The following is a 15,721-nucleotide window of genomic DNA, read 5'->3' as shown; positions in this document are numbered from 1 at the left end:
AATCGCCTTCAGTTTATCGGGCCGCTTCCGGCGGTCGCGCCGAGATGCCCCGGCAGGGGTACGCGGAAACGACAGCGGCCCGCCCCCGGATAGGGAACGGGCCGTCGTGCCGTGCGGTTACCGGGTTGCGGCCAGCGGCTGCGACGACGGGCGTACGGGCGCCGGCAGATCGCCGTGCGCACCGAGGTACTGGTGGATGGCCGCGGCGGCGGCCCGCCCCTCGGCGATCGCCCAGACGATGAGCGACGCCCCGCGGTGCATGTCGCCGGCGACGAACACCCCGTCCGCCTCGGTCTGCCAGTTGTCGTGCGCGTCCACCGCGCCCCGGGCGTTGCGGTTCACGCCGAGCTGCTCCAGGAGCGGCTGCTGCTCCGTACCCTCGAAGCCGATCGCGAGCAGGACCAGGTCGGCGCGCAGGTCGCGCTCCGAGCCGGGGGTGACGGTGACCGTGCGCCGGCCGTTGATGCGCTCGACGACGACGTCGGCGACGCGGACCGCGGCGACGTTGCCGTTGCCGTCGTCGACGAACTCCTGCACGGCCACGCCGAAGATGCGCTCGCCGCCCTCCTCGTGGGCCGGGTAGTTACGCAGGATGACCGGCCAGGTCGGCCACGGGTGCAGCTCGGCGGCGCGGGTATCCGGGGGCAGCGGGTACTGGTCCAGCTGGATGACGTTGGCCGCGCCCTGGCGGTGGGCGACGCCGAGGCAGTCGGCGCCGGTGTCGCCGCCGCCGATGATGACGACGTGCTTGTCCTTGGCGTCGATGGGCGTCGTGTCCTGGAGGCCGGAGACCACCCGGTTGGCCGGGACGAGGTGCTCCATGGCCAGGTGTACGCCGCGCAGCTGCCGTCCCGGCGTCTCGTGCGTGTCCCGGCCGGCGAGGGCGCCGCAGGTGAGCAGCACGGCGTCGAAGCGATCACGCAGGTCGTCGGCCGTCACGTCCACGCCGACGTTGACGCCGGTCTGGAACACGACCCCCTCGGCCTCCATCTGCGCGAGGCGGGCGTCGATGCGCTCCTTCTCGAGCTTGAAATCCGGGATGCCGTAACGGAGCAGGCCGCCGATGCGGTCGTCACGCTCGAAGACCGTCACGGCGTGGCCGGCGCGGGCGAGTTGCTGCGCCGCGGCGAGACCGGCCGGGCCGGACCCGACCACGGCCACCGACTTGCCGGAGAGCGTGACCGGCGGCTGCGGCTTCACGTACCCGAGGTCGAAGGCGTGGTTGGCGATCTCGACCTCGACCTGCTTGATGGTGACCGGGTCGTCCGCGATGCCGAGGACACAGGCCGCCTCGCAGGGCGCCGGGCAGAGCCGGCCGGTGAACTCCGGGAAGTTGTTCGTGGCGTGCAGGCTCTCCGCCGCGGACGCCCAGGCACCGGTACGCACCAGGTCGTTCCAGTCCGGGATGCGGTTGCCCAGCGGGCAGCCCTCGTGGCAGAAGGGGATGCCGCAGTCCATGCACCGGGTGGCCTGGTCGCGGATGAGCTCCTCGCCGGCCGGCGGGTAGACCTCGCTCCAGTCGCGGATGCGTACGGGCACCGGGCGGCGCTTCGGGAGCTGCCGCTCGTACCGCAGGAAACCGTTCGGATCAGGCACGGGTGACCCCCATTACCGCCTCGTCGACGTCGCGACCGGCAGCCTCGGCGGTCTTGATCAGTTCCATCACTCGCTTGTAGTCGCGCGGCACGACGGCGGTGAACTCCGCCACCGCGGCCGGCCAGTCCTTGAGCAGCCGTTCGGCCACCGCGGACCCGGTCTCGGCGTGGTGCTTCTCCACCAGGTCGCGCAGGGTCTCCTGCTCGTCGGCGGTGAGCGGGGCCAGGTCGACCAGCTCGGGGTTGACCAGGGTCTGGTCGAGGCCGAGCACGAACGCCTTGCCGCCGCTCATGCCGGCGGCGAAGTTGCGCCCGATCGTGCCGAGCACCACCACGACGCCGCCGGTCATGTACTCGCAGCCGTGGTCGCCCACGCCCTCGACGACCGCGGACGCCCCCGAGTTGCGCACCGCGAAGCGCTCGCCCGCGCGGCCGCGCAGGAACACCTCGCCGGCGGTGGCGCCGTACAGGATGGTGTTGCCGGCGATGATGTTCTCCTCGGCGACAAACGGTGCCTGCTCGTCGGGTCGTACGACGACCCGCCCGCCGGACAGGCCCTTGGCGACGTAGTCGTTGGTGTCGCCGATCAGCCGCAGGGTCACGCCGCGCGGCAGGAACGCACCGAACGACTGGCCGCCCGTGCCGCGCAGGGTGAAGGCGATGGTGTCGTCGGGCAGGCCGTTGCCGCCGTACCGGCGGGCCACCTCGCCGCCGAGCATGGCGCCCACGCTGCGGTTCTCGTTGCGGACCGTCAGCTCGGCCCGGACCTCCAGGCCGTCGGTCAGCGCCGGCTGGGCGAGCGCGATGAGCTCGTTGTCCAGCGCCTTGTCGAGGCCGTGGTCCTGGGCGACGACGCCGCGGCGGGACGCGCCCTCCGGCAGCTCCGGCACGTACAGGACCGGGGTGAGGTCGAGGCCCTGGGCCTTCCAGTGGTTCACCGCCGGGGCGACGTCGAGCACCTCGGCGTGGCCGATCGCCTCGTCGATGCTGCGGAAGCCCAGCTCGGCCAGGTAACCGCGGACCTCCTCGGCGAGGAACAGGAAGAAGTTCTCCACGAACTCGGGCTTGCCGCTGAAGCGCTCGCGCAGCACCGGGTTCTGCGTGGCGATGCCGACCGGGCAGGTGTCCAGGTGGCAGACCCGCATCATGATGCAGCCCGACACGATCAGCGGCGCGGTCGCGAAGCCGAACTCCTCGGCGCCCAGCAGCGCCGCGATGATGACGTCGCGGCCGGTCTTGAGCTGGCCGTCGACCTGCACGGTGACCCGGTCGCGCAGCTTGTTGAGCAGCAGCGTCTGCTGGGCCTCGGCCAGGCCGAGCTCCCACGGGGAACCGGCGTGCTTGAGGGAGTTCAGCGGGCTGGCGCCCGTACCGCCGTCGTGGCCGGAGATCAGGATCACGTCGGCCTTGAGCTTGGCCACGCCGGCCGCGACGGTGCCGACCCCGATCTCGGAGACCAGCTTCACGTGTACGCGCGAAGCCGGGTTCACGTTCTTGAGGTCGTGGACCAGCTGGGCCAGGTCCTCGATGGAGTAGATGTCGTGGTGCGGCGGCGGGGAGATGAGCCCGACGCCCGGGGTGGCGTGCCGGGTCTTGGCGATCCACGGCCACACCTTGTTGCCCGGCAGCTGGCCGCCCTCGCCCGGCTTCGCGCCCTGCGCCATCTTGATCTGCAGGTCGTCGGCGTTGACCAGGTATTCCGTGGTCACCCCGAAGCGGCCGGACGCGATCTGCTTGACGCTGGAGCGCCGGGCCGGGTCGTAGAGGCGCTCGACGTCCTCGCCGCCCTCGCCGGTGTTCGACTTGCCGCCGAGCCGGTTCATGGCGATCGCCAGGGTCTCGTGCGACTCCGCGGAGATGGAGCCGTACGACATCGCGCCGGTGGCGAACCGCTTGACGATCGCGGACGCCGGCTCCACCTCGTCCAGCGGGACCGGCTGCCGGTCCGGCTTGAAGCGGAACAGCCCGCGCAGCGAACCGGCAGCCTCGGCGAGACCGTCGACCTTCTCCGTGTACTGCTTGAAGACGTCGTACTGCTTGCTGCGGGTGGCGTGCTGCAGCAGGAAGACGGTCTCCGGGTTGAACAGGTGGACCTCGCCCTCGCGGCGCCACTGGTATTCGCCGCCGACCTCGAGGCGGCGGTGGCTGCGCTCGGCCGGGTTCCTCGGGTACGCCTTGGCGTGCCGCGCGGCGACCTCGGCGTGGATCTCGGCCAGCCCGGAGCCGCCGATGCGCCCGGACGTGCCGGTGAAGTAGCGCTGCAGCAGCTCGTCCTCGAGTCCGACCGCCTCGAACACCTGCGCGCCGCAGTACGACGACACCGTCGAGATGCCCATCTTGGACATGATCTTCAGCACGCCCTTGCCGAGCGCCTTCACGTAGTTGCGGATCGCCTTGCCCGCCTCCATGCCCGCCAGCGGGCCGGTGGCGATGAGGTCCTCGACGCTCTCGAAGGCCAGGTACGGGTTCACCGCGGCTGCCCCGTACCCGATCAGCACGGCCGCGTGGTGCACCTCGCGGCAGTCGCCGCTCTCCACGACGAGTGCCACCTGCGTGCGGGTCTGCTCCCGCACCAGGTGCTGGTGCACGGCGGCGGTGAGCAGCAGCGACGGGATCGGCGCCAGGTCGGCGTTGGAGTCGCGGTCGGACAGCACGAGGATGCGGACGCCGTCCTCGATCGCCTCGGACACGTGCCGGCAGATCTCGGTGAGCCGGGCCTTGATGCCCTCCGCGCCGTCGCGCAGCCGGTAGAGGCCGGAGACCCGGACCGCCTTGAAACCGGGCAGGTCGCCGTCCTCGTCGATGGAGAGCAGCTTGGCCAGCTCGTCGTTGTCGATGATCGGCCACGGCAGCACGACCTGCCGGCAGCTGGCCGGCCCGGGCTTCAGCAGGTTGCCCTCGGGGCCGATGGTCATCGACAGGCTGGTGACCAGCTCCTCGCGGATCGCGTCCAGCGGCGGGTTCGTGACCTGGGCGAACAGCTGGTGGAAGTAGTCGAACAGCAGGCGGGGCCGGGTCGACAGCGGCGAGATCGGGGTGTCCGTACCCATCGAACCGAGCGGCTCGGCACCGGCCCGGGCCATCGGGCCCACCAGGATCTTCAGCTCCTCCTCGGTGTAGCCGAAGATCTGCTGGCGGCGCATGACCGAGTCGTGGGTGTAGATGATGTGCTCGCGCGGCGGCAGGTCCTGCAGGTCGATGAGCCCCGCGTGCAGCCACTCGTCGTAGGGCTCCGCGGCGGCCAGCTCGGCCTTGATCTCGTCGTCGTGCACGATGCGCCCGGCCGCGGTGTCGACCAGGAACATCCGGCCCGGCTGGAGGCGGCCCTTGGCGACGACGGTGGCCGGATCGAGGTCGAGCACGCCGGCCTCGGAGCCGAGCACGACCAGGCCGTCGCTGGTGTGCCACCAGCGGCCCGGGCGCAGGCCGTTGCGGTCCAGCACCGCGCCGATGATCGTGCCGTCGGTGAACGCCACGCTGGCCGGGCCGTCCCACGGCTCCATCAGGCTCGCGTGGAAGCGGTAGAAGGCCCGCCGCGCCGGGTCCATGCCCGGGTCGTTCTCCCACGCTTCGGGAATCATCATCAGTACGGCGTGCGGCAGGCTGCGCCCGGCGAGGTGCAGCAGCTCCAGGACGGCGTCGAAGTTCGCCGAGTCGGAGGCCTCGGGCGTACAGATCGGGAACAGGCGCTTGATGCTGCCCGGCAGGTTCGGCGAGGCCAGCAGCGCCTCGCGGGCGGCCATCCAGTTCTTGTTGCCGCGGATGGTGTTGATCTCACCGTTGTGGGCGATGAAGCGGTAGGGGTGCGCCAGCGGCCACGACGGGAACGTGTTGGTGGAGAAGCGCGAGTGCACCAGCGCGATGGCGCTGTCCATGCGCTCGTCGGTCAGGTCCGGGAAGAACTCCGGCAGCTGGTCGGGCGTCAGCATGCCCTTGTACGTCATGGTGCGCGCCGAGAGCGACGGGAAGTAGGCGCCGATGCCGCGCTGCTGGGTCTCCCGCTCGGCCTGCTTGCGGATGCAGAACGCCACGATGTCGAGCTCGATGCCGGACAGCTGCTCGCCGGCCTTGCCGGTCGTGCCGCCGGTGAGCCGGTGCGCGGCGAGGAAGACCTGCTTGATCGTCGGACGGGCCGCCTCGGCGCTCTCGCCCAGCCCGGACGGATCCACCGGCACGTCGCGCCAGCCGAGGATGTCACCGCCCTCGACCAGGGCGTACTTCTCGAAGACCGCGATGGCCCGGGCCGCTTCCGACGCGTCGTTGGGCAGGAAGACCAGGCCGGTCGCGTACGCGCCGGGTGCGGGCAGTTCGAAGTCGACGACCTCGCGCAGGAAGGCGTCCGGGACCTGGATCAGGATGCCGGCGCCGTCACCGGTGTTGTGCTCGGCGCCGCGGGCGCCCCGATGGTCGAGGCGGATCAGCGCGGAGAGACCCTTGGCGACCACATCGTGGGAACGTCGGCCATGGAGGTCGGCCACGAAGGCGACGCCGCACGCGTCGCGCTCGTTCTCCGGGTCGTACAAACCCTGGGGGTGCGGAAGAGCCACCGGGCCTCCGATCGTCACTGGTGTTTCCGTGGAAGGTCGGGACGACGTCGGCCCTGCAAAGTCTCTCGATACTACGTTAGTCGTCACCGATCTCCGCCAGGTGCGGATAGATCACACTTCGTCGACGCGGGTTAGGTAGTCTCGCGCGGTGGCGCTAGAGGATACCGACGTCTTCACCCGGCTGGAGCGTTTCTACGATTCCGTGCCCCGCGATGCCACCGTCACGGAGGACATCGGGGGCCTTGTGCTCTTCATCCGTGAGGGTGCGGGGTGGCCCTACTACGCCCGTCCCCGGATAGGGGGTGAGACGCCGTCTGCCGCCGATGTTACTGCCGTCCGGGCGCGCCAACGAGAGCTCGGCCTCCCCGAGGCGTTCGAATGGGTGCACGAAACCACCCCCGACCTGCTCGCCGTGGCCCGCTCCGCCGGGCTGGACGTGCTGCTCGCCCCGCTGATGGTGCTCGACCGGGCGGCGCTCGTGCCGGACCTGCCGATCCCCGGCGCCACGATCCGGTTCCTCGACCCGGCGAGCCCCGGCTTCGCCGCGGACATCGCCGCCAGCCGGGCGGTCGGCCGGCTCGGCTTCGGCGCACCGGCGTCCGCGACCGGCGCGTCCCCGGCCACGGACCGGGCGGGCGCGCTGGTGATGGAGCCGGCCGGCCCGGCGCAGCGCGACGCGGTTCCCGCGCCGGACGAGCAGGTCATCGCCGACCAGGTGCGCCGGCACGCGTCCGGCCGCTTCGTCAGCGCGGTGGTCGAGTCCCCCGCCGACGGCATCCTCGCCTCCGGGTCGGTGCAGCGCGTCGGCGGCGTGGCGGAGGTGGCCGGTGTGGCGACGCTCCCGTCGGCCCGGCGCCGCGGCTACGCCTCACAGCTCACCGCCAGCCTGGCCCGCCGCGCTCTCGAGGAAGGCGACGACCTGGTGTTCCTGTCGGCCGGCGACGACGACGTGGCGCGCCTCTACTCGAAGGTCGGCTTCCGCCGCATCGGCACGGCCTGCATCGCCTCGCCGGCCGCCGCTCCCCTCTAGCTCATTCCGGGGGTTGCCAGTCGGCAGCCAGGCCGTGGGCGTGGCCCAGGATCCGCGGTCGCAGCGATCCCAGGGCCGCGTCCCGGGCCCGCAGCGCGAGGCGGCCGCGCGCCTGCACCACGGCGGACATCCGCCGGCTCTGACGCACCACCGAGGCGGTGCGCGGCCGCCGGGCCCGGTCGTACGCCTCGACGGCCTGGCCCAGCCCGGGCCCGGGCTCCGCGGTCGCGACCAGGGACCGCAGCGTCGCGGCGTCCTCGAACGCCAGGCAGGCGCCCTGGCCGAGGTGGTGGGGCATGGCGTGGGCCGCGTCGCCGAGCAGCACCACGCCGCCGGAGCCGCAGCGGAACCCGTACGCCCGCGGCAGCGGCCGCAGCTCGCGGACCTCCTGCGGGACCAGATCCTCGGGGCGGGTCGCGGCGAGCAACTCACCGATCGGGGCGTGCCAGCTTTTGAACCAGCGGCGCAGCAGGGCCAGCTGGGTGGCGGGCGGCTCCGGCCGGGGCGCCCCGGCCGCCGTGGCGACCCAGTAGATGCCGCCCCGGCCGCCCGCGCGCTCCCCCAGCGGCATGGAGACGAAGCGGTACCCCGCGCCCAGGGTCTCGCCGCCGGCCGCGTGGTCCGGCGCCAGGGCGGGCGCACGGTACGCCGGCACGACGGCCTGCCACGCGGCGAAGCCGGAGCCGACCGCGACCGCCTCCGGGGCGAGCACGCGGCGTACCGGGCTGTCGATGCCGTCGGCCGCGACGATCAGATCCGCCTCGAACAGGACCCGGCCCGCACCGACCGCCGGGCGGGCCGCGCGCCGGGCCCGCACGACGGTGATCTCCACGCCGGTGCGGATCTCGACGCCGTCGCCCAGCCCGGCCACCAGGGCGTCGTAGAGGTCCTCGAGGTGCACGACCGCCGGTGGGGGCCCCGCCCCCGGCCGGTTGTGCGGGGCGACCAGCCACTGGCCGTCCGGACGCCGTACGCCGCCGTCGGGCAGCGGGGCGGCGATGCCGGTCCAGCCGCCGTCGGGGTCGAGCGACTCCAGCGCGCGGCGGCCGTTGGGCCAGAGCACCAGCGCGGTCGGCGGCGCGGCGACGCGTTCGCCGCGCTCGAGGAGGGTGACCTGCCAGCCTTCGCGGGCGAGGGCCCCGGCGGCGGCCAGTCCCGCCATGCCCGCGCCCACCACCACGGCCGTGCGCATGTCGCGGCCCGGCTTCTAGTGCTCGTCGGAGGCGGAGCTCGAGGAGGCGGAGGCCTCGGCGTCTTCGTCGCCGGCGGGCTTCTCCGGCTTCTCCGGCGCTGTGTCCGGTGGCAGGACCCCCGTGCGCTCGTACGCCCGGAACCGCTCCTCGCTGACCACCTGATAGGCCGTCGGAGCCTTGACCACCGCCTCGCCCGCGCCGACGTCGACCTGGTCCACGTCGCCGGCGGACGGCGGCTCGGGCTCGGTCTCCGGCGCGTCGATCGGCACGACGTACTCGCGGGGACCCTTCACGACCAGGAAGTAGGCGAGGGCCAGCAGGAACACCACGATCGACGTGAAGACGTTGAGCCGGATGCCGAACAGGTGGTTGGCCTCGTCGATGCGCAGCATCTCGATCCAGCAGCGGCCCAGCGTGTACGCCATCACGTAGACCGCGAAGGCGCGCCCGCGGCCGAACTTGAACCGCCGGTCGAGCGCCCACACCAGCCCGGCCACGCCGACGTCCCAGATCGCCTCGTACAGGAACGTCGGGTGGTAGAGGTCCGGCAGGGTGACCGGCTTGCCGTCGATGACCGTGGCGTGCCCCGGATCGGCACGGTCCATGTCGTGCACCCGCAGGCCCCACGGCAGGGTGGTGACGCTGCCGTACAGCTCGTTGTTGAACCAGTTGCCGAACCGGCCGATCGCCTGGGCCAGCGGCAGGCCGGGCGCGAGCGCGTCGGCGAACACCGACAGCGGCAGCCCCAGCTGGCGGGCGGCCAGCCAGGCGCCGAGCGCGCCGCCGGCGACCGCGCCCCAGATGCCCAGGCCGCCCTCCCAGATCTGGAAGACCCTGATCGGCTGGCCACCGTCGCCGAAGTACTCCGCCGGGGAGGTGATCACGTGATAGATCCGGGCGCCGACGATGCCGAACGGCACCGCCCACACGGCCATGTCCAGGGACGCCCACGGCGCGACGCCGCGGCGGCGCAACCTGTACTCCATGACGAGGACGGCGGCGACGATGCCGAGGACGATGCAGAGCGCGTACGCCCGGAGCGGGATGCCGAGGACGTGCCACACCGACGTCGTCGGGCTGGGGATAGCGGCGAGGGTCACGCGCGCACCCTACCGCCGATCGCCGGGATCGGTGTCAGGAGGGCTTGCCCGCGCGTACGCCCTCGGCGAGTTCCGCGCTGAGCGCCCGCAACCGCTGGTGGCCGGAGGCCAGGTCGGGGGCCTCGAGCACGCAGCGGATCAGCGCGCTGCCGACGATGACACCGTCGGCGAAGGCGGCCACCTCGGCCGCTTGTGCCCCCGTGCCCACCCCCAGACCGACACCGACGGGCATCTCGGGATCGGCGGCACGGACCCGCGCCACGAGCTCCGGAGCCTGCGACGACACGGTCGTGCGAGCGCCGGTGACACCCATCAGCGCGGTGGCGTAGACGAACCCGCGGCAGTTCGCCACGGTCATCGCGATGCGCTCGTCGGTCGAGGACGGCGAGACGAGGAACGTACGGTCGATCGCGTGCCGGTCGGCGGCGGCGATCCACTCCCCGGCCTCGTCCGGGATGAGGTCCGGGGTGATCATCCCGGTGGCCCCGGCAGCGGCCAGGTCCCGGGCGAACGCGTCGACGCCGTACTTCTCGATGGGATTCCAGTACGTCATCAGCACGACCGTCGCCCCGGTGCCCGCGACGGCCTCGATGATGCGCAGCGTGTCGCGGGTGCGTACGCCGTTCGCCAGGGCGATGTCGCTCGCCTTCTGGATCACCGGCCCGTCCATCACCGGGTCGCTGTACGGCAGCTCGACCTCGATGACGTCGCACCCGGCCTCGGCCATGGCGACCATCGACTTGATGCTGTCGTCGACGTTCGGGAAGCCGGCGGGCATGCACCCGACGAGAACCGACCGCCCCTCGGCCTTGGCCTTGCCGAAGGTCTCCGAGATGCTCATTCCTGCTCCCCCGGCACCAGTACCTCGCGTTCATCGAGAATCCCGAAATACGCGCCGGCGGTGTGCACGTCCTTGTCGCCGCGGCCGGACAGGTTGACCACAATGGTCGGGGTGCGGCCCAGCTCCTTCGCGAGCTGCGGCGCGATCCGGGCGGCGCCGGCCAGGGCGTGCGCGCTCTCGATCGCCGGGATGATGCCCTCGGTGCGGCACAGCAGCTGGAAAGCGGCCATCGCCTCGTCGTCGGTGACGGGCTCGTAGACCGCCCGCCCGGTGTCGTGCAGCCACGCGTGCTCCGGGCCCACACCGGGATAATCCAGCCCCGCCGAGATCGAGTGCGACTCGACCGTCTGGCCGTCCTCGTCCTGCAGCACGTACGTGCGGGCGCCGTGCAGGACTCCCGCGGAGCCGCCGGTGATGGACGCGGCGTGCCGGCCGGTCTCGACGCCGTCGCCGCCGGCCTCGAAGCCGTACAGGCGGACCTGCTCGTCCGGGACGAACGCGTGGAAGATGCCGATCGCGTTCGAGCCGCCGCCGACGCAGGCCGCGACGGCGTCGGGCAGCCGGCCGATCTGCGCGAGGCACTGCTCGCGGGCCTCGGTGCCGATGCCGCCGACGAAGTCGCGGACGATCTCCGGGAACGGGTGCGGGCCGGCCGCGGTGCCGAGCAGGTAGTGGGTCGTGTCGACGCTCGAGACCCAGTCGCGCAACGCCTCGTTGAGGGCGTCCTTGAGGGTCCGCGAGCCGTTGGTCACCGGGACCACCGTGGCGCCGAGCATGCGCATCCGGGCGACGTTGAGCGCCTGCCGCTCGGTGTCCATCTCGCCCATGTAGACCACGCACTCGAGATCGAGCAGGGCGGCCGCGGTGGCGCTGGCGACGCCGTGCTGGCCCGCACCGGTCTCGGCGATGACCCGCGGCTTGCCCATCCGCTTGGCGAGCAGCGCCTGGCCCAGCACGTTGCGAACCTTGTGCGCGCCGGTGTGGTTCAGGTCCTCCCGCTTGAGCAGCACCTCCGCACCGATCGCCGCGGACAGCCGCTCGGCCCGGTAGAGCAGCGACGGCGTGCCGGCATAGTCGCGCAGCAGGCCGGTGAACCGCTCCTGGAAGACCGGGTCGGTCTTGGCCGACCGGTACGCGGCGTCGAGCTCGTCGAGCGCCCGCACCAGCGCCTCGGGGACGAACCGCCCGCCGTACCGGCCGAAGTGACCGGCCAGGTCGGGCAGCGGGGGCGCGCTCATCGCACCGGCCGGGGGGTCGCCGGGTGGTTGCCGGCGTTGACCAGCTCGGCCACGGCGTCGCGGGGGCTCTTCTTGGTGACCAGCCCCTCGCCCACCAGGACGGCGTCGGCGCCCGCGGACGCGTACCGGATCAGGTCGTGCGGGCCGCGCACCCCCGACTCGGCGATCTTGACGACGTTGTTGGGCAGCCCCGGGGCGATCCGCTCGAAGACGGACCGGTCCACCTCCAGCGTCCGGAGGTCACGGGCGTTCACCCCGATGACCTGGGCGCCGGCATCCAGTGCCCGGTCGGCCTCTTCCTCGTTGTGCACCTCGACGAGCGCGGTCATGCCCAGCGACTCGATCCGCTCGAGCAGGCCGACGAGGACGTTCTGCTCGAGCGCCGCCACGATGAGCAGTACGAGGTCGGCCCCGTGGGCACGGGCCTCGTGCACCTGATAGCTGGAGACGACGAAGTCCTTGCGCAGCACCGGCACGCCGACCGCGGCCCGCACCGCGGCCAGGTCATCCAGGGAGCCGCCGAACCAGCGGCCCTCGGTCAGCACGCTGATGCATCGTGCACCGCCGGCCGCATACTCGCCCGCGAGCTCCGCCGGGTCGGGGATGTCGGCCAGGGCGCCCTTCGACGGCGACGACCGCTTCACCTCGGCGATCACCGCCACGCCGGGCTTGCGCAGGGCCGCGTACGCGTCGATCGCCGGCGGGGCCGCCGCCGCGAGCTCACGCACCTGCTCCAGCGGAACCTGCTCCTGACGAGCCTCGACGTCCTCGCGTACCCCCGCGAGGATCTCCTCGAGCACATTCTGCGATCCCGCACCACGCTGATCGGATGTCACCTAATGACTCCCCTCTCCGGGTGTCCTCGGCCCGATGCTAGGTGGCCGCCGACGCGTCCGGCCGCCCGGGGTATGGCGCGCCTCACGAGGTGGGCTGCGGCATAATGCGCTCCCGGACGGAACTTGTCTCTTCTGTCACATCCTCCCCCGCGGCGTCCGGCGGCTAGCTGGGACCCCCTGGATGATCGGCTGATCCCCCTTCCTGTTGACGGTCGTGTCACCGTTCGGAAATACGACTCCGCCACCATGGGACTCGGGCAGACTGGTCCGCGGCGTGCCCACCGCTGCACGGCACGCCGGGCCCGCGCGAGCACTGTGGAGGTGACCATGGCCAGCGACGAGAGTGGCTTCGCCGCCCTTTCCCGCACCGTCGTCTCGTATGCCGCCGAGCTGATCGCCGGCGTGGAGCGCCGCGTCGTCGGCGAGGAGAAGGTGCGCACCGCCCAGGGCAACGCCTGGGCCGCGATCTGCGCCGACCGGGCCCGGGCCCAGGCCCGCGCGGACATGGACGCGATGGTCGCCGCCCTGGCCGCCCAGCCGCGCCGGCGCAACGCCGGCTCCGACGAGTCCGGATCGCGGGCGAGCGCCTCCCCGGCCGTCCTGGCGACCACCCGCTGACTCACCGCCCGGATCGCGGCCGCCGGGACGGTCCGGCCCGACCCGCGGCCGGTTGCCGCCGCCCGCCCGGGCGTCACCGCGCGGTCGGGTCGTCCCCGCGGTCGAGGGCGTCCCAAACCGCCCTGTTGTCCGCCCGCTGGTCGTCGCCGGCCGTCACCGTGGGCTGCGGGCGGCGTTCATAGCGCGCCCCCATGCCGGGCCACTCGTGGCCGTGCCGCGCCGCCTGCCAGCCGCCCGCCACGACCAGCACGCCGCCGAGCGCGCAGACGATCGGCCACACCGTGGCGCCGGCGCCGGCGGACCCGGCGTCCAGCCCGGCGCGGCCCACGACCGCGCCCGCCGCCGCCCCGGCACCGGCGAGCGCGAGCAGGGCTCCGAGCACGCGGCGGGGTGTACCGCGGGTCGCCGGCAGCGCGCCGGCACCGGCCAGCGCCACCAGCGCCAGCCCGATCACCCACGGCGCCACGTCGGTGCCCGTGCGGGTGGTCCGCAGCTCGGACAGGCCCGGCCGGGCGGTCACCTCGACCGCCCAGGTGCGGGTGATCCCGTACAGCGCCAGCCCGGCGCCCGCCGCGCAGGTCAGGACCGTGACGCCGAGCTTGCGGCCGGGCGTGGTCACCGGGCCGCGCGCAGGGTCTCGGCGGCGGCGATCGCGGCGAGCACAGCTGCGGCCTTGTTGCGCGTCTCCTGCTCCTCGGCGGCCGGGTCCGAGTCGGCCACGATGCCGGCGCCCGCCCCGACGTACGCCGTACCGCCCCGCATCAACGCCGTGCGGATCGCGATGGCCATGTCCATGTCGCCGGCGAAGCCGAAGTAACCGACCGTGCCGCCGTACAGGCCGCGGCGGGTCGGTTCGAGGCTCTCGATGATCTCCATGGCCCGGACCTTGGGCGCACCGGACAGGGTCCCGGCGGGGAACGTCGCGGCGAGCGCGTCGAACGCCGTGCGGTCGTCGCGCAGCTCGCCGACCACGGTCGAGACGATGTGCATGACGTGGCTGTAGCGCTCGATGCGCGCGAAGTCCGGCACCTCGACCGAGCCGGCCCGGCAGACCCGCCCCAGGTCGTTGCGGCCGAGGTCGACCAGCATGACGTGCTCGGCGCGCTCCTTCGGGTCGGCCAGCAGCTCGGCGGCGAGGGCGTTGTCCTGTTCCGGCGTCGCGCCGCGCCAGCGCGTACCCGCGATCGGGTGCAGCAGGGCCCGGCGGTGGCCGCCCTCGGCGGCGCTCACCTTGAGATGCGCCTCCGGCGAGGATCCGACGATGTCGAAGTCGTCGAAACGCAGCAGATACATGTACGGGCTGGGGTTCGTCGCCCGCAGCACCCGGTAGACGTCCAGCGGGTCGGCGTCGGTGGCGCGCTCGAAGCGCTGGGCGACCACGATCTGGAAGCACTCGCCGGCCCGGATCGCCTCCTTCGCCGTCTCGACCGCCTTCTGGTATTCGCCGGGCGGCGTACGGCTGACCACCTCGCCCGGCGGCACCCGCTCCACCGTGGAGATCATCGGCGGGGTGGGCCGGGACAGCGCGGTGGTCATCGCGTCGAGCCGGCCCACGGCCTGGTGGTACGCGGCCCGCGCGGTGGCCGCGTCGGCGCCGTCGGGCAGCACCGCGTTGGCGACCAGGATCGCCGAACCGTCGTAGTGGTCGAGCACGACGAGGTCGGTGGCGAGCATCATGCCGAGCTCGGGCAGGGGTACGTCGTCGGCGGCCGTCGCGGGCAGGCGCTCGAACCGGCGGACGAGGTCGTAGCCGAGGTAGCCGACCATGCCCCCGGTCAGCGGCGGCAGGTCGCCGGCCGGGTCCTCGTCGTTCGGGGAGGCCAGGGCCGCGACCGTCTCGCGCAGCGCCGTGACCGGGTCCCCGTTCAGCGGTACGCCCACCGGCGGGCTGCCCAGCCACGCGGCCTCGCCGTCCCGCTCGACGAGCGTGGCGACGCTGCGTACGCCGACGAACGAGTAGCGCGACCAGGCGGCGGAGCCCGCGCCCTGCTCCGCCGACTCGAGCAGGAACGTGCCCGGGCCGCCGGCCAGCTTGCGGTAGACGCCGATAGGGGTCTCACCGTCGGCGAGCAGCCGCCGGATCACCGGCACGACCCGTCGGCGCGCCGCCTGGGCGACGAACGTCTCCTCGCCGGGTGCCACGGCGCCGCTGGTCACGCGTCCTCCCCGGGCTGCAGCAGGGCCGGCAGCCCGTTTCCCACGGCCGGCGGGTCGCTTTCCGCGGGCGTGCTGACGGGCAGGTGGTCGTTGAAGCAGGTGTGCGCGCCCGTGTGGCACGCGGCGCCGACCTGGTCCACTGTGAGCAGCAGGGCGTCGCCGTCACAGTCGAGGGCGACGGACCGTACGTGCTGGTGGTGGCCCGACGTGGCGCCCTTCACCCAGTACTCCTGGCGGCTGCGCGACCAGTACGTGGCGCGTCCGGTGGTCAGGGTGCGGTGCAGCGCCTCATCGTCCATCCACGCCAGCATCAGGACGTCGCCGGTGGCGTGCTCCCGCACGACGGCGGCGACCAGGCCGTCGGGATTGCGGCGCAGGCGGGCGGCGACGGCCGGATCGAGCGCGGACGGCCGGGCGGGCTGGTTCTCGAGATCAGTGACGGGCACAGTGCCAGATTCTCTCGCACTCCCCCGAACGTCCACGGGGCCTATCCGCCTAACCCACGATCCGGTCACGGACCCGCACAGGGGGTGTGACGGCGGAGGCGAGGACGGTACCGTCGTCGT

General features: G+C 73.0%; 12 protein-coding genes. 2 read left to right on the top strand and 10 right to left on the bottom strand.

Features of this window, described 5'->3' with window-relative positions:
• Nucleotides 1-117 precede the first annotated feature (117 nt).
• Together ACIBO8_RS08035 and gltB are read right to left on the bottom strand one after the other, a co-directional pair.
• Nucleotides 118-1,596, bottom strand: a complete 1,479-nt coding sequence (locus tag ACIBO8_RS08035; protein WP_396114381.1) for a glutamate synthase subunit beta — start codon at nucleotides 1,594-1,596, stop codon at nucleotides 118-120.
• Nucleotides 1,589-6,160 (bottom strand): glutamate synthase large subunit, encoded by a 4,572-nt coding sequence (gltB, locus tag ACIBO8_RS08030; RefSeq protein WP_396114380.1) that lies wholly within the window; start codon nucleotides 6,158-6,160, stop codon nucleotides 1,589-1,591. Before gltB ends, ACIBO8_RS08035 begins: the two co-directional genes overlap by 8 nt.
• A 130-nt stretch (nucleotides 6,161-6,290) precedes the next feature.
• On the opposite strand from gltB, the gene ACIBO8_RS08025 reads away from it, so the two are divergent.
• The gene (locus ACIBO8_RS08025; RefSeq protein WP_396114379.1) at nucleotides 6,291-7,172 is read left to right on the top strand and encodes a GNAT family N-acetyltransferase; all 882 of its coding nucleotides are present in this window, start codon (nucleotides 6,291-6,293) and stop codon (nucleotides 7,170-7,172) included.
• A 1-nt stretch (nucleotide 7,173) separates the two neighbouring features.
• Here ACIBO8_RS08025 and ACIBO8_RS08020 read toward each other — a convergent pair whose 3' ends face one another.
• The 5 genes from ACIBO8_RS08020 to trpC are packed head-to-tail and all read right to left on the bottom strand — an operon-like array spanning nucleotide 7,174 to nucleotide 12,344.
• Nucleotides 7,174-8,364 carry an FAD-dependent oxidoreductase gene (locus tag ACIBO8_RS08020; RefSeq protein WP_396114378.1) on the bottom strand — a complete coding sequence of 397 codons (1,191 nt, stop codon included), beginning with the start codon at nucleotides 8,362-8,364 and terminating at the stop codon, nucleotides 7,174-7,176.
• A 15-nt stretch (nucleotides 8,365-8,379) separates the two neighbouring features.
• A complete protein-coding gene (gene lgt / locus ACIBO8_RS08015; RefSeq protein ID WP_396114377.1) occupies nucleotides 8,380-9,465 on the bottom strand; it encodes a prolipoprotein diacylglyceryl transferase in 1,086 nt (361 codons plus the stop codon).
• 34 nt (nucleotides 9,466-9,499) lie between these two features.
• On the bottom strand, nucleotides 9,500-10,306 hold the full coding sequence (trpA, locus tag ACIBO8_RS08010) for a tryptophan synthase subunit alpha (protein WP_396114376.1): 807 nt from the start codon (nucleotides 10,304-10,306) through the stop codon (nucleotides 9,500-9,502).
• Nucleotides 10,303-11,544 carry a tryptophan synthase subunit beta gene (gene trpB, locus ACIBO8_RS08005; protein WP_396114375.1) on the bottom strand — a complete coding sequence of 414 codons (1,242 nt, stop codon included), beginning with the start codon at nucleotides 11,542-11,544 and terminating at the stop codon, nucleotides 10,303-10,305. Before trpB ends, trpA begins: the two co-directional genes overlap by 4 nt.
• Nucleotides 11,541-12,344, bottom strand: coding sequence for an indole-3-glycerol phosphate synthase TrpC (gene trpC / locus ACIBO8_RS08000; RefSeq protein WP_396114748.1), 804 nt, complete (start codon nucleotides 12,342-12,344; stop codon nucleotides 11,541-11,543). Before trpC ends, trpB begins: the two co-directional genes overlap by 4 nt.
• 363 nt (nucleotides 12,345-12,707) lie before the next feature.
• Between trpC and ACIBO8_RS07995 the strand changes: the two genes are divergently transcribed.
• Nucleotides 12,708-12,998, top strand: coding sequence for a hypothetical protein (locus tag ACIBO8_RS07995; protein ID WP_396114374.1), 291 nt, complete (start codon nucleotides 12,708-12,710; stop codon nucleotides 12,996-12,998).
• A 73-nt stretch (nucleotides 12,999-13,071) separates the two neighbouring features.
• On the opposite strand, the gene ACIBO8_RS07990 is transcribed toward ACIBO8_RS07995, so the two are convergent.
• The 3 genes from ACIBO8_RS07990 to hisI are packed head-to-tail and all read right to left on the bottom strand — an operon-like array spanning nucleotide 13,072 to nucleotide 15,601.
• Nucleotides 13,072-13,617 (bottom strand): Trp biosynthesis-associated membrane protein, encoded by a 546-nt coding sequence (locus ACIBO8_RS07990; RefSeq protein WP_396114373.1) that lies wholly within the window; start codon nucleotides 13,615-13,617, stop codon nucleotides 13,072-13,074.
• Nucleotides 13,614-15,155, bottom strand: a complete 1,542-nt coding sequence (locus tag ACIBO8_RS07985) for an anthranilate synthase component I (RefSeq protein WP_396114372.1) — start codon at nucleotides 15,153-15,155, stop codon at nucleotides 13,614-13,616. The genes ACIBO8_RS07990 and ACIBO8_RS07985 overlap by 4 nt, the downstream gene beginning before the upstream one ends.
• Nucleotides 15,152-15,601 carry a phosphoribosyl-AMP cyclohydrolase gene (hisI, locus tag ACIBO8_RS07980; RefSeq protein WP_396114371.1) on the bottom strand — a complete coding sequence of 150 codons (450 nt, stop codon included), beginning with the start codon at nucleotides 15,599-15,601 and terminating at the stop codon, nucleotides 15,152-15,154. The genes ACIBO8_RS07985 and hisI overlap by 4 nt, the downstream gene beginning before the upstream one ends.
• Between the last annotated feature and the right edge of the window lie 120 nt (nucleotides 15,602-15,721).

It is taken from the genome of Actinoplanes sp. NPDC049681, assembly GCF_044465265.1.
GTDB lineage: Bacteria > Actinomycetota > Actinomycetes > Mycobacteriales > Micromonosporaceae > Actinoplanes.
Note: the sequence above shows the minus strand (reverse complement) of the source record. Positions and strands in the feature narration are given on the sequence as shown.